The sequence below is a fragment of the Neobacillus drentensis genome (assembly GCF_036965425.1).
Lineage (GTDB): Bacteria > Bacillota > Bacilli > Bacillales > Cytobacillaceae > Neobacillus > Neobacillus drentensis_F.
The window spans coordinates 3,384-19,894 of record NZ_JBALPP010000109.1; the positions used below are offsets into that span (position 1 = coordinate 3,384).

The window sequence follows — 16,511 nt, forward strand, 5'->3', positions numbered from 1 at the left end:
AATAAATCCTGGTCCTCATAGCCGACAGGATCTGTTTCATAAATAGAAGAATAATTTACCAACTTAATATCTGAATGATTTGTTAGTTTTTTAATTGCACTTACCATATTATCATAACGGTTTCCCATGTTAGAGCCAAGGGCAATAAATGCTGTATTTTCCACTTTTATCTACTCCTCGTTATTTCTACAGCAACGGATTTATAATGTCCCGGAATCGGCGGGTCCGGTTTAATCACCTTCACTGTCACCTTATCAATAAGCGGGAATGCAGCCAGTATACTTCCGGCCAATTTTTCGGCAACTGCTTCAAGTAATTTAAAAGGAGTTCCTTCGACGATTTCTTTACATAATTGGTACAGCTCGCCATAATTGACGGAATGCTGCAGTTCATCGGTTTCGCCCGCTCTTTTTAACTCTAAGGAAACGTTTAAGTCAACGATAAAACGCTGGCCAAGTCTGGTCTCTTCTGGGAAAACTCCGTGATAGCCATAGAACTCCATCTGGTTCACAAATATTTTATCCAATCACTTCACCCTTCCCCATTAGTGCGTCCATCATTTTGGCCATCCGGCTCATTTCCTTAACATCATGAATTCGAATGATTTGACAACCCTTTTGAATTCCGTAACAAATGGTTGCGCCTGTTCCCTCCATTCTTTGATCAACAGGGAGATCTAGCGCTTGTCCAATCATTGTTTTTCTAGATGTACCTAAAAGAACGGGATAACCCAGCATGACAAACTTATCTAAATTCTGCATGGTTAGGAGATTTTCCTGATAGTTTCTGGCAAAGCCGATACCTGGGTCGAGGATAATTTTTTCATCCTTTACTCCTGCTTTTTTTACGATTGCGATACTTTCATAAAGGTCATTTAATACATCTCTTATAAAAGAGCTGTAGTTTCGTTCATGGCGATTATGCATTAATACGATTGGAACATCATAATGGGCAGCTACTTCCGCCATTTGATCATCTGCTTTAGCTCCCCAAATATCATTAATGATATGGGCTCCTGCTTCAATTGCCTGCTTGGCTACCTCTGCTTTATATGTATCGATTGAAATCGGTATTTGGACGTTCTCGGAGATAGCCTTAATAACTGGGATAACCCGTTCAAGTTCTTCCTCTGCTGAAACGGCCGCAAACCCCGGCCGTGTTGATTCGCCCCCGATATCAATAATATCTGCACCATTTGCCGCCATTTCCTTTGCATGGCGGACGGCATGTTCAATTTGATTGAATTTACCGCCATCTGAAAAGGAATCTGGAGTTGCATTTAAAATTCCCATCACGATGGTTTTTTTTCCAAAGTCTAAGGTATATGGACCACAATGAATTTGTCCCTGAGCTGTATTCATCCTTATGCCCCCTATTAAATACTTCTATTATCATACATGATTTGGCCATTCATTTACAAAAAAAGAAGTGTCGGCAAATGCCAACACCTCTTCATTAATTTTACTCAGCTTCATATTGATAAAGCGGTGTACTTAAGTAACGTTCTCCGTTATCCGGAATAATCGCAAGCACTTTTTTACCTTTACCTAATTGTTTCGCAACTTTTAATGCTGCAGAAATAGCGGCTCCAGAAGAAATACCGCCTAGAATTCCTTCTTCTCTTGCAGCACGGCGGGAAGCTTCAAATGCCTCTTCAGTATTGATTTGAATAACTTCATCATAGATTTCTGTATTTAGTGTATCAGGGATAAAGCCTGCTCCAAGTCCTTGGAGCTTATGCGGGCCAGGTTTTCCACCAGATAGGACTGGAGAATCCTGCGGCTCGACTGCGACAATTTTAACATTTGGGAATTTTTCGCGAAGAACACTTCCAGCTCCTGAAATGGTTCCTCCTGTTCCAATTCCTGAAACAAACGCATCTAATTGATCCATTTGCTCGACAATTTCTTTACCTGTTGTTCTTTTGTGAACCTCAGGGTTAGCTTGGTTTTTGAACTGCTGTGGCATGAAATAGCCATTTTCTGCAGCAAGAGCCTCTGCACGGGCAATGGCCCCCTTCATTCCTTCTGGTCCTGGTGTTAATACAAGCTCACCGCCATAGGCACGAAGAAGGTTTCTTCTTTCTAAGCTCATTGTTTCCGGCATTACAAAAATCGCTTTGTATCCTTTTGCTGCTGCAATCATTGCAAGTCCAATACCAGTATTACCGCTTGTCGGCTCAATAATTGTATCGACACCAGGCTTAATTAAGCCTTGTTCTTCAGCCGCTTCAATCATCGCTAAACCAATACGGTCTTTTACACTGCTGCCAGGGTTAAAATATTCTAGCTTTAAGTAAACCTCAGCGCTATTTTCATCTACTAATCTGTTTAATTTTACGATTGGTGTTTGACCAACTAATTCTGCTACAGAATTTGCAACACGTACCATAAAGACACCCCTATTCCGAGTAATTTCATTGGATTTATATCATTAAATTTACCAGTTACATAGTCCTATTGTCAATTGTTTTGTTTGTAGAATTGTGAAAATATTATAAAAAATACTATTTAAACTTGCCTGTTGATTTCCACTTCAGGCGCTTCGCTTTCAGCGGGCGGTTCGGGGAGCCTCCTCGGCGCTTTAGCGCCTGCGGGGTCTCCCACTCCCGCAGGAGTCTCGCGCCTTCCGCTCCAATCAACAGGGGTTAAAAAATCAACATTGTTCTTTAAACTCGACTATAAAAAAGAAAACACAGAATAGCACTGTGTTTTCTTTTATTCCTTATTCTTGCCATAAAACCAGTCTACTTTTGCTTCGTCCCAGAAAGTCGCTGCTGATGCTGGTTTTTTCATTTGATCGAGGGCAATTTGCCTGCGGAGTTGATTTTTTACCTCGGAAAAGGAATAGGTTTCTCCGCTAATTTTTCCTTCAAGCTTAATTAAAGCATACCCTTGCTCCACTTTGAGTGGTTTACTGAATTTTCCTTTTTTTAGCTTTTTAGCTGTCTGAAGATAAAGTTTAGGGTAGCGCTCATCCTCTTCTGTGATAAAGCCGATATCCCCGCCTTCATTTGCGGAAAACTCATCAATGGACTTTTCCATTGCCAGTGCAGAAAAGCTGGAGCCATGGGCCAATTCCTTTGATGCCTTAACTGCTTCTGCCTTTGTTTTCACAATGATATGCGATAAATGATAGGCATCCGGTACATCGAAAAGGTTTTTATTCTTATCATAATAGCTTTTTAATTCTTTATTTGAGATCTCTACATCTCTCGTTAAAAGCTCTTCTAATAAAAGAGTGCTGCGAATTTGTTCCTTCCACTTTTTCTCATTGGCCTGCTTTTTTGGACTAAAAGTATTATAAGTGGTCTGCAGCATGCGATATTCACGTTCAACATCTTCGTCCGCAATTTCAATATCGTATTTGGCTGCCATTTCTTCAATGACCTTTTGATCAACCATTTCCTTTAAGACGTCTTTGCCATATCTTGCTTCAAGTTCATTCAGCCAATCTTGTCTCGAGATGGTCTTTTTCCCGATTGTCGCTACCGCCTCATCATTGGCCAATGCTCCACTTGCCTCGTTCACCTTAGATAAGAAAAAGGCAGCCGTCAGGCAATTGAGCATAATGAGAGCAGCAATCACCATCCAAAGCTGCTTCCTGCTCAACCGGTTCTCCCCCTAATGAATCTCTTATTTCGCCTCTTTTTTAAGTTCTTCTAATTCTTCTTTTGTGAATAGGTATTTTTCATTGCAGAAATGACAGTGTGCCTCAGCCTGTCCGTCTTCTACAATCATATCATTAATTTCCTTTGCGCCTAGACCGACAATCGCATCAGCAAAGCGCTTCTTGGAACAGGAACATTGAAATCCAACTGGCATGGTTTCAAGTATCTTTACATTTTCCTTGCCAAAAAGCTCCTCCAATATATCCTCTGGAGTTAAGCCGCGTTCAATTAATTTGGATACCGGTTCAATCGTATTTAACCGTTCTTCCATCTTGGAGATAATTTCATCTTTAATCCCCGGCATTAACTGAAAAATAAAGCCTCCCGCAGCCAAAATCGAATCATCTGGATTCACTAAAACCCCAACACCTACGGACGATGGAACCTGCTCAGAAGTGGCAAAGTAGTAAGTAAAATCTTCCCCTAACTCCCCTGATACGATCGGCACCTGTCCAGAAAAGAAATCACGAAGCCCGACATCCTTCACGACGGATAATAGGCCATCGGTTCCGACCGCGCGGCGGACATCAAGCTTGCCATTTTCATTCGATTCAAAATCAACCTCCGGGTGGGTTACATAGCCGCGCACCTCGCCCTTGGCATTACTGTCAACTAAAATAGGACCAAGCGGACCACCGCCGTTAATTTTGATCGTCAGCTTATCGTCTCCTTTTAGCATGGCCCCCATCATTACCCCTGCGGTCATCGTGCGGCCAAGTGCAGCCGATGCTGTTCTCCAGGTTTGGTGGCGGCGTTGCGCCTCACGGACCGTTTCAGTAGTACGGACCGCATAAGCGCGAATATTTCCATCATAAGCAAGCGCCTTAACTAGATAATCCTTCATTGTCAAACTCCTTTCGTGCTGCCCCTTCTTAGGTTATCCTATGTTGCGCTTATAGATAAGCTGCAAGCCTTTTAATGTTAAAAATGGGTCTACAATATCAATAACCGTTGATTCTTGGGCAATTAGATTAGCCAAGCCACCTGTGGCTATAACCGTTGGCTTTTTCTCACCTTGTTCCATCATCCGCCTTACAATGCCTTCAACCTGTCCAACATACCCATAGACAATCCCTGCCTGCATCGCCGCAACAGTATTTTTTCCAATAACACCTTCAGGGCGGGCAATTTCAATCCGCGGTAATTTCGCCGCTCTAGAATATAGGGCTTCGGTAGAAATGCCCACTCCCGGAGCAATCGCACCACCCATATATTGACGCTCCTCATTGATATAACAATAAGTAGTTGCGGTTCCAAAATCGACAATAACTAATGGACTTCCATATTCATGAATAGCCGCAACGGCATTAACAATTCGGTCCGCTCCAACCTCGCGGGGATTTTCATATTTGATATTTAATCCCGTTTTAATTCCTGGGCCGACGACAAGCGGTTTAATATGAAAATACTTTTGGCACATGCGCTCTAACGCAAACATAATCGGCGGAACAACAGAAGAAATGATAATGCCATCAATATCTGAAAAAGAAAGGCCGGAATGATCAAACAATGCTTTTACATTCATCCCAAACTCATCTTCCGTCCGATTTCGATTTGTTTCAATCCGCCAATGGTATTTCAGTTCATCTCCTTGATAAACGCCGAGTACAATATTCGTATTTCCCACATCAAAAACAAAAATCAAATCTATCACTCACTTTATTGGATTTTTCTTTTCTCATATTGCACATATCATACCATAATTATCTGCCTCATGAAAAAAAAGAGTGCTTCATCGAAGCACTCTTTCCAAATTACTTATAGTCAATCTCATCAGGAGGAGTATCTAAGAAGGATTTTTCATCCTTTTCAGCCTCATCCTTTTTAGTGTTGATATTTACCTTTACATCTTCCGCTTTTTTAGGTTCAACCTTAACCGCTTCTAAAGTAACAGAAGGGTCTGGCATGTGGCCATTGTCAACTAAATAGCGAATTTGTTCAGCATTAAGTGTTTCCACTTCAAGAAGAGTCTTGGCAATAAGATCAAGCTTATCTCGATTCTCTGTCAGAATCTTTCTAGCTCTTTCATATTGTTCTTTAATGATACGCTGAATTTCAAGATCGATTTCATAGGCAATCGCATCTGAATAATTCTGTTCATTATGAAGGTCACGACCTAGGAACACTTGACCGCCTGAAGCTTGACCGAACTGCAATGGTCCGAGCTTATCACTCATTCCAAATTCTGTCACCATGCGGCGGGCAATTCCCGTAGCACGCTGGAAGTCATTATGTGCCCCCGTACTTACCTCACCAAAGACAATTTCTTCTGCCACACGGCCGCCTAATAAACCTACAATTTTATCAAGCAATTCCGGTTTTGTCATAAAGTAGCGGTCTTCTCTAGGAAGCATTACCGCATATCCGCCTGCCTGGCCACGAGGAACAATCGTTACCTTGTGGACCATATCGGCCTCGTCAAGTATTAATCCAATAACGGTATGTCCTCCTTCATGGAAGGCAACAATCTTTCTTTCTTTTTCGGAAATAACACGAGTCTTTTTAGCTGGACCAGCAATGACACGGTCCGTTGCTTCATCGATATCGGACATTTCGATTTTCTTTTTATTTTGACGAGCTGCTACCAATGCAGCTTCATTTAATAAATTTTCTAAATCTGCCCCTGAAAAACCTGGTGTACGCATCGCAATATTTTTTAAGTTTACGGACTCATCTAAAGGCTTGTTGCGTGCATGAACCTTAAGGACTGCTTCGCGTCCAATAACATCTGGACGGTCAACCGTAATTTGTCGGTCAAAGCGGCCCGGACGTAAAAGGGCTGGATCGAGAATATCCGGACGGTTTGTTGCAGCTACAATAATAATTCCTTCATTGGCACCGAAACCATCCATTTCAACGAGCAACTGGTTCAAGGTTTGCTCACGTTCATCATGACCGCCGCCAAGACCCGCACCACGCTGACGGCCAACAGCATCAATTTCATCTATGAAGATAATACAAGGAGCATTCTTTTTTGCGTTTTCAAATAAGTCACGAACACGGGATGCACCGACCCCAACGAACATCTCAACGAAATCAGAACCACTTATCGAGAAGAATGGGACGCCCGCTTCACCAGCACACGCTCTCGCTAATAACGTTTTACCTGTTCCTGGAGGTCCCACCAAAAGAATCCCTTTTGGAATTCGGGCGCCAAGCTCAGCAAATTTGCGAGGGTCTTTTAAAAACTCAACCACTTCGACTAATTCAGCCTTTTCTTCATCTGCTCCAGCTACATCTCTAAAACGTACCTTTTTCTTATCATCGTTATAAAGCTTAGCTTTAGATTTACCAAAATTCATAACCCGGCTGCCGCCGCCTTGAGCTTGGTTTAATAAAAAGAAAAACAAAATAAAGATGATGACAAATGGAATAATGGATGTAAAGAACGTAACCCATCCACTTGTTTCTTTAGCAGGCATTACGTCAACTTTAGCTTCTGAATCCTGGATGCTTCCAATAATCTTTTCACTGTTTGGAATATAGGTTAGAAATTTATCACCATTTGCCTTTAATTCACCCCGAACCTCATATACACCTCGTTCAGGCTGCATGGAAAATGACTTTACTTCGCCATTTTCTAACTGCGAAACAAACTTATCATACGTAATATGTTTGGTCGATTCGCTGTTTCCATTAAAAAAGCTCACTACGCCAATAATGACTAAAAATATCAATAAATAAAAGATGGTATTACGGAAAATCCGATTCATCTCTTACCTCCTCCCGCGGGTAAAAACTATAATAAATAGTATCATAGAAAATCTTACAAATACAAGGAATTGCCCTTTCTGTCAAGGGTTTTCCTAGTAATTGTTCAAGAAAAATCCTTATTATTGATTATTGCTGTATACCTCTGGTTTTAGTACCCCAATATATGGAAGGTTTCGATATTTTTCAATGTAATCTAACCCATAACCGACAACAAACTCATCAGGAACAATAAACCCTACATAGTCTGCTTGAATTTTGCTTTTTCTTCCTGTCGGCTTATCAAGTAAAGTGACAATCTTGATGGATTTCGCTTTACGGTAACGGAATAAATCGACTAAATAGCTAAGAGTCAGCCCACTGTCAATGATATCCTCGATAATTAAAATATCTCTGCCTTCAACAGATGTGTCTAAGTCTTTAATGATTTTGACTTCACCTGAGGATACTAATCCCGTACCATAGCTGGAAACATCCATGAAGTCCATTTCTAAATAGCAGTCCATTCGTTTTAACAAATCAGCCATGAAAGGCATGGCTCCCTTTAGAACCCCAATTGCAAGCGGGAAACGGTCTTGATACTCTTCGGTTAATTGTGCCGCAAGCTCCCTAATTTTTTCTTGTATTTCCTCTTCAGAAACTAATACCTTTTCAATATCCTGGTTCATCATAATTGTGCCCCCTAGAAGATCATTACTTATTATATGTGAGTAGTATATATTGCTTTGCTGCAGAATCTATGCCTTCAAATGATGATTTTTTCAGACCTGGAAGCCAAATAATATTTCCGTCACTGTCCGTTATCACCGGCCAGTTATCCCGGTCATGAACAGGAATTTTTTGATCAATAAAAATATCCTTTAGCTTTTTCGAACCCTGCATTCCTTTTAATGTCATCCGGTCGCCAATGTGCCGCGTCCGAATGATAATCGGCCATTTCAATTTTTCCTCATTAAACAAGGCCATGTACGGCTTGTTAGAGGGAATGTCGCCATTAGCTCGTTCTATCCTAATATTCCCTTTACTTGGCAGCAAAATCGTTCCTGGCTCGTTCACTTCAAAAAAATAAGGTTTAACCAGATCCGCTTGAAATTGAAAAGATAATTGATGATAGGAACGAATTACTTTTAAACCACTGGGAAAGTCAAGTTTACCTGAAGGTTCACTATGACGTATTAAGTGATATACTTGCTCGATATGTACAGCAGAAAGATCAGCCGATTTTCCCATGTAAAGATAGTTTAATATTAGTTGAATCCCTCTTCTTTGTAAAGGTAAAGGCACTTCTAGAAACTGGTTAATGTCAATGACTATTTTGCTCTTTTCCCTTATTTTCACTACTGTATTCATGTGTCTTTCTGTTAATTCCAGAAGAAAGGTTTCATCTGATTGTAAATCTTCACTAAATCGTTGGAAATTCTCATTCACATGGGGATTTTCCGTTTTCAAAAACGGGAGAACTTGTTTACGGAATCGATTCCTGCTATACACTCCTTTTTCATTACTCGGGTCCAGCCTTGGAGTAAGCTCATTGGATTTACAATAGCTCCAAATCTCATCCTTGGATAAGCATAAAAATGGACGAAAGATTCGGCCATTATGAAAAGGGCGAGAAAAAGGTATTCCTGCTCGCGCCATCCCCGTGCTTCCCCTCGTTGCCCGCATCAGCATCGTTTCGATTTGGTCATCCCCATGATGACCAAGGGCTAAAAAAGGAAAATCATATTTTTCCATAGTACTTAAGTAAAAATCATATCGCGCTTCTCTTGCTGCAAGCTGTGAACTTTTCCCGGCAGTTTCCATGATTTTTGGAACATTAATCCGGGCCATTTCAAAGGGGACTTGATTTTGTTCACAAAAGTTTTTAACAAACATCGCGTCCTCATAGGATTCTTCACCGCGGAACATATGGTCAACATGGGCTGCAACAATGGAAAGATTCATTTTATCTCTATTCCCCAGCAAGAAGTGAAGTAATGCTAAAGAATCCGGCCCGCCTGATATACCAACGACAATTTTTTTATTGTTCAGTTTGAATGAATGGCGTTCAAGAAAGGCCGCGACCTTTGTTTCCAACATATAAAAAACTTCCTTATTAAAATAAGATGAGAATATTAATAGCATACCACTACAACGAAGGAACTATCAAAATTTAGGCTTTGCTATGCCTATAGAAATATTTTCTTCATTCTAATACGAATAACCTTCAAAATGGTTTCAATATTTATAGTAGTTTTAAAAAAATATATCCGCTATATAAAACGGCTAATACCGCCGCGATCACAAAAACTTCAATCCAGCCGCTCTTTTTCTTCTTTTTCCGATAATGGCGCCTTGAAATGGGCGGACTTCCCTGTGACGGATTCGCCTTGGCCGTAGCGTATGCCTTAGGAGGGTTTGGTTTCGGATTAGAACTTGGATGTTCGTTCAGTAAACCTAATAAGTCTGTCCGCATTTGTTTGGCGGTCGTATAATGCCCCTGAAGTGCTTTTAACATTACTTTTTCAAAGGGAATTAACTCCGATTTTTGGCGAATCGCCTCTCTTAGCTGAGCGATTCCTCCCGTTGTTTTGGTAAAACGTTTCGGATAGGCAGTGTTGATCATGATCATGGCAACGGAGAATAAATCATAGGAGCGATCCGCCTTTCTTCCGCCCAGCCCCCAATAGCCGCGATCATAAAACTCGGTGAATTCCTTAATGGCTCTGCCTTGGATAGTCGTTCCCCCCACATCAATACATCTAATTTTGGGAGGCGGTCCAGTAACAATTAAATTTTCTGGTTTTAAATCACCGAAAACCCAACCGTTTTCATGCAAGATATCTAAATCATTGAGAAGCTGCAAAAATAAAACAGTCGTCCACGATTTCCCCTTTTGTTGTAAAAAAGAAAGAAAATCAGGGCCGTGAATATATTCCATTACATAAAAGGAAATGCGCCCGCGATTCGTTTGCCAATCATCTACATCAAGCAAAGAAGGCCCGAGGGATGATGGCCCCTGGACCTTTGCAAAGGATTTTAAAACATTTACCTCAGAGGTGATCGACATGCCATTATCACTCATTTTTAACGCTACTTGAGTGTCATTGTATTTTGCAAGGTAGACAACCCCGTTTGCTCCAAACCCTAGTTCCTTTATAATCGAATATTTATTTCCATGCCATTTTCCTGAAATGACTGTTCCGGGACTGACTTTACATTGACTCTTCAAAGAATGATTCATCATCACGTGCAAGCAGACTCCTTAATGATCGTTTTTGACTGAAAGCAGAAAGGGCGGTACGTAAGGCCGGGCCTGTAGGGGTAATCCCTCCAGTTGATAACTGCGAAAAGATACTTGTCAAAGATTGTAACTTTGGCGTCCAATCCAGCAATTTTTCGACATCATTCTTTTTCCCGGGAAATACATAAACAGAAAATTGATTTTCTCCCGTCCGGGCATTTAAGCTAAGTGAAAGATCTAACAGTGCCTCTTTTACCGTTTCTAGCTTGTGCTTCATACTTGCACTTGTGTCGACAAGAATCAACACTTCTAATTCGACAGTTTCCCCTAATTCGTCGACAACCTCCATGACCTCACCGCGTTTTTCAGGAGGCAGGTCTTCCATTGTTTGTGAACGGCCCAAAATCTGTTGGAGCTCGCGGTTGACCACACCTTGTATCGTTTGATTCATCGCTTTTCGGGTGACCATCTGCACGGTTTGTGAAAGCTGCTGTGCATAGACAATTTGGCTGACACCTCCACCTGACATCGCGATCCCGTCAATTTCGGTCATTCCTTTTTCATCAATAACATCGTGCTCCATCACACCAATGACGTTAACGGTAATTCCCTGCTCTTTGGCGAGTGCGGCCATCGCGATCGGATCGTCTCCTTGATTGGAGCATCCATCCGTGATCAACAAAATTTGCCGGATTTTCCCTGTATACATAACCTTCTCCCTCCACTACATGTATTGGTACCATTTTCGACCGCGTGGGGGTGATTTATACATAATTTTGGAAGGTGCTGTATAAAATAAACATTTATGCATGCTTTCTTTTTTTATAAACCGGGATGGACGCCCATTTTGGGGTATTATGTTTTATTTTTGCTACGGTTACTGTCATATCGTCAGCGATAACTCCTGCTCTTGAGCGAATCACTTCCTCCATAATTAAATCGGCTATTTCTTGCGGATCTTCTGTTTCTAATTCATGTAATTTTCGTTTCATCCACAAATCATAATTTTCAACATGCTTCGGCCCCTCGAACACCCCATCGCTCATCATAATTAACAAATCGCCAGCTTTTAATTGCTCGCTGACAACATCGACTTCAAATTCCTGCAGAATCCCGATTGGCAGATTGCTCGCTTGAATCTTAATAATCTTATTACCCCTTTTAATAAAGCTTGGAGTCGAACCAATTTTAAGGAATTTAGCGGCAGCATTCTTTAAATCAATCATCGCTAAATCCAAGGTAGAAAAAATTTCATCTGTTGTTCTTAGTGAAAGGATCGAATTAATCGATTTGATTGCCACTTTTTCATCAATACCTGACTGGAGGATTTTTTGTAATAGCTGCAGCGTTTCTTTACTTTCATAATGGGCTCTCTCCCCATTTCCCATTCCATCGCTGATTGCAATTGCATATTTGCCGAAGCCGAGCTCAATGGTTGAATAACTATCACCAGAAACTAAGCCTCCATCCTTGGCCGCATGGGCTACCCCTGTTTCAACTGTAAAAGCCTTTGACGATCTAAAGGTAACGTAACAGAACTCATTTGGATAGGTGGCACATTCCTCCTTATTGACGATAATCGTTTCTGCCAGAATATCGGATAGCATTGGTGCAATCAGCTTTTCACATTCCCCGTGGCCATTACAGAATGGGACACTCATTTCGATATCAACATTTCCAGGCTCCAGGCTATAAATCTCCACTTGCTCAATATGGATTCCGAAACCTTGAAGTGCCTCCATGATTTGTTCTTCCTGTTTATAATGATTTTCCCTTTCGCGCTGAATTTCCTTAGCGAAATTATCCATCACCTCGGATACACCCAGCAATTGGTCGGCGACAAGCTTTCTGGATTCATGCACCTGCTTTTTTAATTTTTGATTAGCTTGGAAAAACGTTAACTCTTGTCCAATGGTTTCGTATACCCTTTTCGGACGGGAACATATTTTTTCCCATTCCTTTGAAAGTCTTAAAGAAACGTTGCCGTCATTTTGGTCCATTTCATGGATAATTTCTTCCATATAGGAATAAGTTCCTGCAAAGTTCTTTGCCCAGCATTGTTCCTTCTTAAAGCAGGTTTGGCACGTCTTTTCCGTTACATTACTCATAAAATAATCCATTTCCCGCTGGTCATATTCTTCATTCGGTATAACTTCCGATTGTGAAAAACTTTTCGACAGCGTATGAAATAGACTTGAAAACTGCGAGACCCGCTGTGCGGTAACATCACGCATTTTACGCATATATTTCTGCTGCTCCGCTGTATATTCAGGTGTTCCTGGAATGTATTTTGCTAGTCTTGATGTCATACTTTGTGGAGTTAGCAAAAATAAAAGTACGGCCGCTGACGTTTCTAAAACTGTCTGTGTGATCGAACCGCCGCCTTCTCCGTACATACCGATTAATAGAGTAGAAATAAATAAGCCGATCGAAACACCGATTTTTTTCCCTTCCTTCAATAATCCGCCCAGAACACCAGAAAAGGCCAGTAAACTCATATGATAAAAGCTTGACACGCTTGCAAGGCTGAAAATTAATCCCGTCACGACCCCAACGGTTGAGCCAATGGTTGCCCCTGCTATAAAAGAAAAGACTAATACTAAATAACGGGACATGATATGCTCTATCGACAAATCATATAGCTTCCAGCCAATGGTTCCCGTCATAATCGAAGCAAGCATGATGATGAGGCAGACGATTTCTTCTGTTTTTAATAATTGTCTGCGTTTATTTAAGGTCAAGAGCGGGATACTTTGTAAGAAGATCAGGGTTAAAATAAAGGCAAGGCTTGCCTGGACACCGACCATCATCGCATCATATAGGGTCAATTGCTTTGAGAGGATAAAGCTTTCTGCTAATTTTCCAATTCCTAAAATAATGCCGACAAAAAGCGGCAAAGCCCTCATTTCATTTGTCAGCCATTTCCTGCTGACCCGATAAATGACTAGGAAAAGGATTGAGATTGCAAAGGTTGAGGCTGCATTAGCTAAAGAAAGGGTGGCTGCTCCTGCAATCAGCCCAATTAAGGCAAGCGGTGCCCGATCCCTTCTAATTAAATAGACAGAGGCAAAAAAAGGCAGGCAAAATGGGGTCAACTTCGCCAGGATCAGCGCCCTTCCTAGCAAAAACCCTACTATTAATAATAGAAAACCTTTCTTTATAAAAAAGGACTCTAGTAATAACTGAACTTTTTTGACTCCAAGCCCAGGGTCCCATTTTGATGAATGAAGGTTGACTTCTCCGATTGGTTCTATTAAACTTCGCTCCAGCTTTTCCATAAATCACACTCCCTACTAATTCATCGTTGGAGTCTATTATAAATTTGCTAGATTCAGAAGTTTGTCAAAATAGTGAACGGAATAGTGAAAATCGTTCGACTGTTTTCACTATTTTTAATCAATTAATGTCGGAATAAGAAAAGCGGAAACGCCTTGACCAGGGAAAAAGCAGTTCATTTTTTCCTAGGGGCGACAAGCATAAGACAAGCCGGAGGGAAGGTTGCTTTTTAACCTTCTCGACGGATTGGCTGTAGAACATCGTGCCCCTAGGCGCTATAGTCTGAACAATTCTCAAAGTCGAAGTTGATACTTTATAATAAAAACAAAAAAGACAAGTCGTTTAAGACCTGTCTTGATCTATTGGATATTCAGTGGAACCTGCTTTTTCCGATAAAAGCGAGCAGCAAGTTAACCCCGTCTAGCTCCTCTTCCTCCACGCTTGGATTCCGTGTGGCGCTTTAAGGAAGTTAAACGATCCTCACTATCTTTTAAGAATTTTGCCATTTTTGTTTCAAAGTTTTCTGGTCTAGCATTGTTACGATCGTTTGATCTACCTTGACGAGGACGTTGCGAATGTGAGTGTTGTCTTCTTTCTCTTTCCGGCTGTTCAGGTCTATCCTTTGCCTTTTTAATGGATAGGCCAATCTTTCCATCCTTCTCAACATTGATGACTTTTACCTCAACTTGGTCGCCAACTTTAAGATGGTCGTTAATATCTTTTACATAGTTGTCAGCAACCTCACTGATGTGGACGAGTCCTGTTGAGCCATCCGGCAGCTCCACAAACGCTCCGAAATTTGTAATCCCTGTTACCTTTCCCTGTAACTTGCTGCCTACTTCAATTGACATAAAAAGAATGTTCCTCCTTAATAATTTAAAAAATCAATCTTACTCTATATTATACAGAAAGAAAAAATTGAGTGTCAATAAGACTACACATTGGTTCATTTTTCCTTCTTTTCATCTGGGATCGTAAAGATGACTTCGTTTTCCTTAGAGAAAAAGAACTCTTTTCTGGCAAATTTAGCAATGTAGTCATCATCATTTAAATTAATTATTTCCTGTTTTAAGCTATCCCGTTCCTTTTTTAAACCAGCGAGCTGGTTGTCCACCTGTTTTTTTTGCGCTATTTTAGCTTCGAGCTTAGTGGTTTGGGAAAGAAAACTGGAAATCATCAGGTATGATAGTAAGCTGGCAAAAATGAAAAACACCGAAAGGCGTCTTATAACCTGCTTCCTTTTCCTAGCCGAGGCAATTTCCGCGTACTCCTGCTGGGCAACATAGGTTGTCTGAATCTTGGATACATTTTTTTGGGCTGGCGTTCCCATTCCCTTCCCCCCTTACTCTTTTTTCTTTTTCCACTTATCTATCCACTTTACAATATAATTCCCGATTTCCTTGAATTTTCCTGCCGTTCTATTATATAACTTCTCGACGGATTTTTTAAGACTTTTCGGCAAAAGTTTCCAAAAAATTAATAATATATATTGTAAAATAGTGACAAGGATTTTAACAATAGACAGTAAAATCTTAAAAATAAATTTGACAAGGGATAAAAGCCCCCTGCCAATGGAAAGAAGTATGATAATGACCAGCTGGATTAAACCGACGACTGGTTTATACACAAGGAGATGAAAGGTCTGTTTAATAAATTTGGCAATGGAAATAATCGTTCGAATTAAGAACTCAAGTAAACGGAGGTAGATCCCTTTAAACAAGCTTTGATAGGCTGCGAAGCCACAAATTAACGCAATAAAGATATAAAATCGTAATTCTCCATTATTAACGAGGAATAGGGTATAAAAGATAATTATCGCTTGTATCATCCAAAATAATAGATCATTAATAAAAACAATCCAGCGCTTTTGTTTGGGGCGGTTTAAAAAACGCTGATACGTATCAAACATGGCACCAAACACCGACCCCATTCCAATCATCGAAAGCATCGTTAAAAATTGCGTCGAAAGGTTCATCGGAATAACTTGCTAAAGAAGCCTTTAGCTTTCTCCCCGTGCTGCTCATCTAAGTATACTAAATCAAAAATCTTCCCCTTGATGGAGACAATGCCCTTTTCAACATCAAGATTCTTCATTTGCAGGTTCTGCCCTTTAATCGCCAAAAATCCCATCGACGTTTCCAATAAAAATTCCTCATTATCAAAGCTTTCTACTTGTTTAACACCGGTAATATCAAGTAGCTTTCTTCCCCGCATAATCACATCATGATCAGGAACATTGCTGCTCTTTTGTGGATTGCTATCATAATATTGGCTCATCCTTTATCCCTCACAATCATTTGTACAACCTTTTTGATACATATTTATGTGAGGAAAAGGAGATTTAGAACATCACTACTCCAGTGGGTTTTCTATGGAACTGATTCTTTCTTCATTTATGATTGTATACATCTCAGCCGCCTCATCCTTACGAGTGGTTTCCTGAATCCGGTCGATTCTGGCTGTGACCTTTCTTTGACCGAGGCGAATCATTAATTCATCGCCCACCTTGACCGTGGTACTGGCCTTAGCTTCTTTCCCGTTTACTTCGATTCTTCCTTGGTCAGATACCTCTTTTGCTAATGTTCTTCTTTTTATTAATCTTGAAACTTTTAAAAATTTATCTAGACGCAT

Annotated in this window: 18 protein-coding genes; all 18 read right to left on the reverse strand. The window is 40.7% G+C overall.

The annotated features are described in order from the left end of the window. Nucleotides 1-164: 2-amino-4-hydroxy-6-hydroxymethyldihydropteridine diphosphokinase (locus V7161_RS23645; protein ID WP_335715317.1), on the reverse strand; the 164-nt coding region annotated here is incomplete at its 3' end. A 2-nt stretch (nucleotides 165-166) separates the two neighbouring features. Further along, complete coding sequence (gene folB / locus V7161_RS23650; RefSeq protein ID WP_335715281.1) at nucleotides 167-526, reverse strand: dihydroneopterin aldolase; 360 nt, start codon at nucleotides 524-526, stop codon at nucleotides 167-169. Continuing rightward, nucleotides 519-1,361: a dihydropteroate synthase gene (gene folP / locus V7161_RS23655; RefSeq protein ID WP_335715282.1), complete on the reverse strand. Its 843-nt coding sequence runs from the start codon at nucleotides 1,359-1,361 to the stop codon at nucleotides 519-521. Before folP ends, folB begins: the two co-directional genes overlap by 8 nt. Nucleotides 1,362-1,461: 100 nt before the next feature. Further along, nucleotides 1,462-2,391: a cysteine synthase A gene (gene cysK / locus V7161_RS23660; RefSeq protein WP_335715283.1), complete on the reverse strand. Its 930-nt coding sequence runs from the start codon at nucleotides 2,389-2,391 to the stop codon at nucleotides 1,462-1,464. A 326-nt stretch (nucleotides 2,392-2,717) separates the two neighbouring features. Then, nucleotides 2,718-3,611, reverse strand: coding sequence for a peptidyl-prolyl cis-trans isomerase (locus V7161_RS23665; protein ID WP_335715284.1), 894 nt, complete (start codon nucleotides 3,609-3,611; stop codon nucleotides 2,718-2,720). Between the two features lie 24 nt (nucleotides 3,612-3,635). Beyond that, nucleotides 3,636-4,514 (reverse strand): Hsp33 family molecular chaperone HslO, encoded by an 879-nt coding sequence (gene hslO / locus V7161_RS23670; protein ID WP_335715285.1) that lies wholly within the window; start codon nucleotides 4,512-4,514, stop codon nucleotides 3,636-3,638. A 33-nt stretch (nucleotides 4,515-4,547) separates the two neighbouring features. Continuing rightward, nucleotides 4,548-5,315: a type III pantothenate kinase gene (locus V7161_RS23675; protein ID WP_223596356.1), complete on the reverse strand. Its 768-nt coding sequence runs from the start codon at nucleotides 5,313-5,315 to the stop codon at nucleotides 4,548-4,550. Nucleotides 5,316-5,424: 109 nt separating this feature from the next. After that, complete coding sequence (gene ftsH / locus V7161_RS23680; RefSeq protein ID WP_335715286.1) at nucleotides 5,425-7,383, reverse strand: ATP-dependent zinc metalloprotease FtsH; 1,959 nt, start codon at nucleotides 7,381-7,383, stop codon at nucleotides 5,425-5,427. A 120-nt stretch (nucleotides 7,384-7,503) separates the two neighbouring features. After that, nucleotides 7,504-8,049, reverse strand: a complete 546-nt coding sequence (gene hpt / locus V7161_RS23685; protein ID WP_438825807.1) for a hypoxanthine phosphoribosyltransferase — start codon at nucleotides 8,047-8,049, stop codon at nucleotides 7,504-7,506. 25 nt (nucleotides 8,050-8,074) lie between these two features. Continuing rightward, complete coding sequence (gene tilS / locus V7161_RS23690) at nucleotides 8,075-9,460, reverse strand: tRNA lysidine(34) synthetase TilS (protein WP_335715288.1); 1,386 nt, start codon at nucleotides 9,458-9,460, stop codon at nucleotides 8,075-8,077. A 145-nt stretch (nucleotides 9,461-9,605) separates the two neighbouring features. Further along, nucleotides 9,606-10,607, reverse strand: a complete 1,002-nt coding sequence (locus V7161_RS23695) for a serine/threonine protein kinase (protein ID WP_335715318.1) — start codon at nucleotides 10,605-10,607, stop codon at nucleotides 9,606-9,608. Beyond that, nucleotides 10,576-11,313 carry a VWA domain-containing protein gene (locus V7161_RS23700; RefSeq protein ID WP_335715289.1) on the reverse strand — a complete coding sequence of 246 codons (738 nt, stop codon included), beginning with the start codon at nucleotides 11,311-11,313 and terminating at the stop codon, nucleotides 10,576-10,578. The genes V7161_RS23695 and V7161_RS23700 overlap by 32 nt, the downstream gene beginning before the upstream one ends. Before the next feature lie 94 nt (nucleotides 11,314-11,407). Continuing rightward, nucleotides 11,408-13,882, reverse strand: coding sequence for a stage II sporulation protein E (spoIIE, locus tag V7161_RS23705; protein WP_335715290.1), 2,475 nt, complete (start codon nucleotides 13,880-13,882; stop codon nucleotides 11,408-11,410). Nucleotides 13,883-14,290: 408 nt separating this feature from the next. After that, entirely contained in the window at nucleotides 14,291-14,731 is a 441-nt protein-coding gene (locus tag V7161_RS23710; protein WP_289989718.1) for a S1 domain-containing RNA-binding protein, read from the reverse strand. A 95-nt stretch (nucleotides 14,732-14,826) separates the two neighbouring features. Then, nucleotides 14,827-15,210: an FtsB family cell division protein gene (locus tag V7161_RS23715; RefSeq protein ID WP_335715291.1), complete on the reverse strand. Its 384-nt coding sequence runs from the start codon at nucleotides 15,208-15,210 to the stop codon at nucleotides 14,827-14,829. A gap of 12 nt (nucleotides 15,211-15,222) precedes the next feature. Next, entirely contained in the window at nucleotides 15,223-15,855 is a 633-nt protein-coding gene (gene yabQ, locus V7161_RS23720; RefSeq protein WP_335715292.1) for a spore cortex biosynthesis protein YabQ, read from the reverse strand. Beyond that, a complete protein-coding gene (gene yabP / locus V7161_RS23725) occupies nucleotides 15,852-16,157 on the reverse strand; it encodes a sporulation protein YabP (RefSeq protein WP_223596371.1) in 306 nt (101 codons plus the stop codon). Before yabP ends, yabQ begins: the two co-directional genes overlap by 4 nt. Nucleotides 16,158-16,232: 75 nt before the next feature. Next, nucleotides 16,233-16,511, reverse strand: coding sequence for an RNA-binding S4 domain-containing protein (locus tag V7161_RS23730; protein WP_335715293.1), 279 nt, complete (start codon nucleotides 16,509-16,511; stop codon nucleotides 16,233-16,235).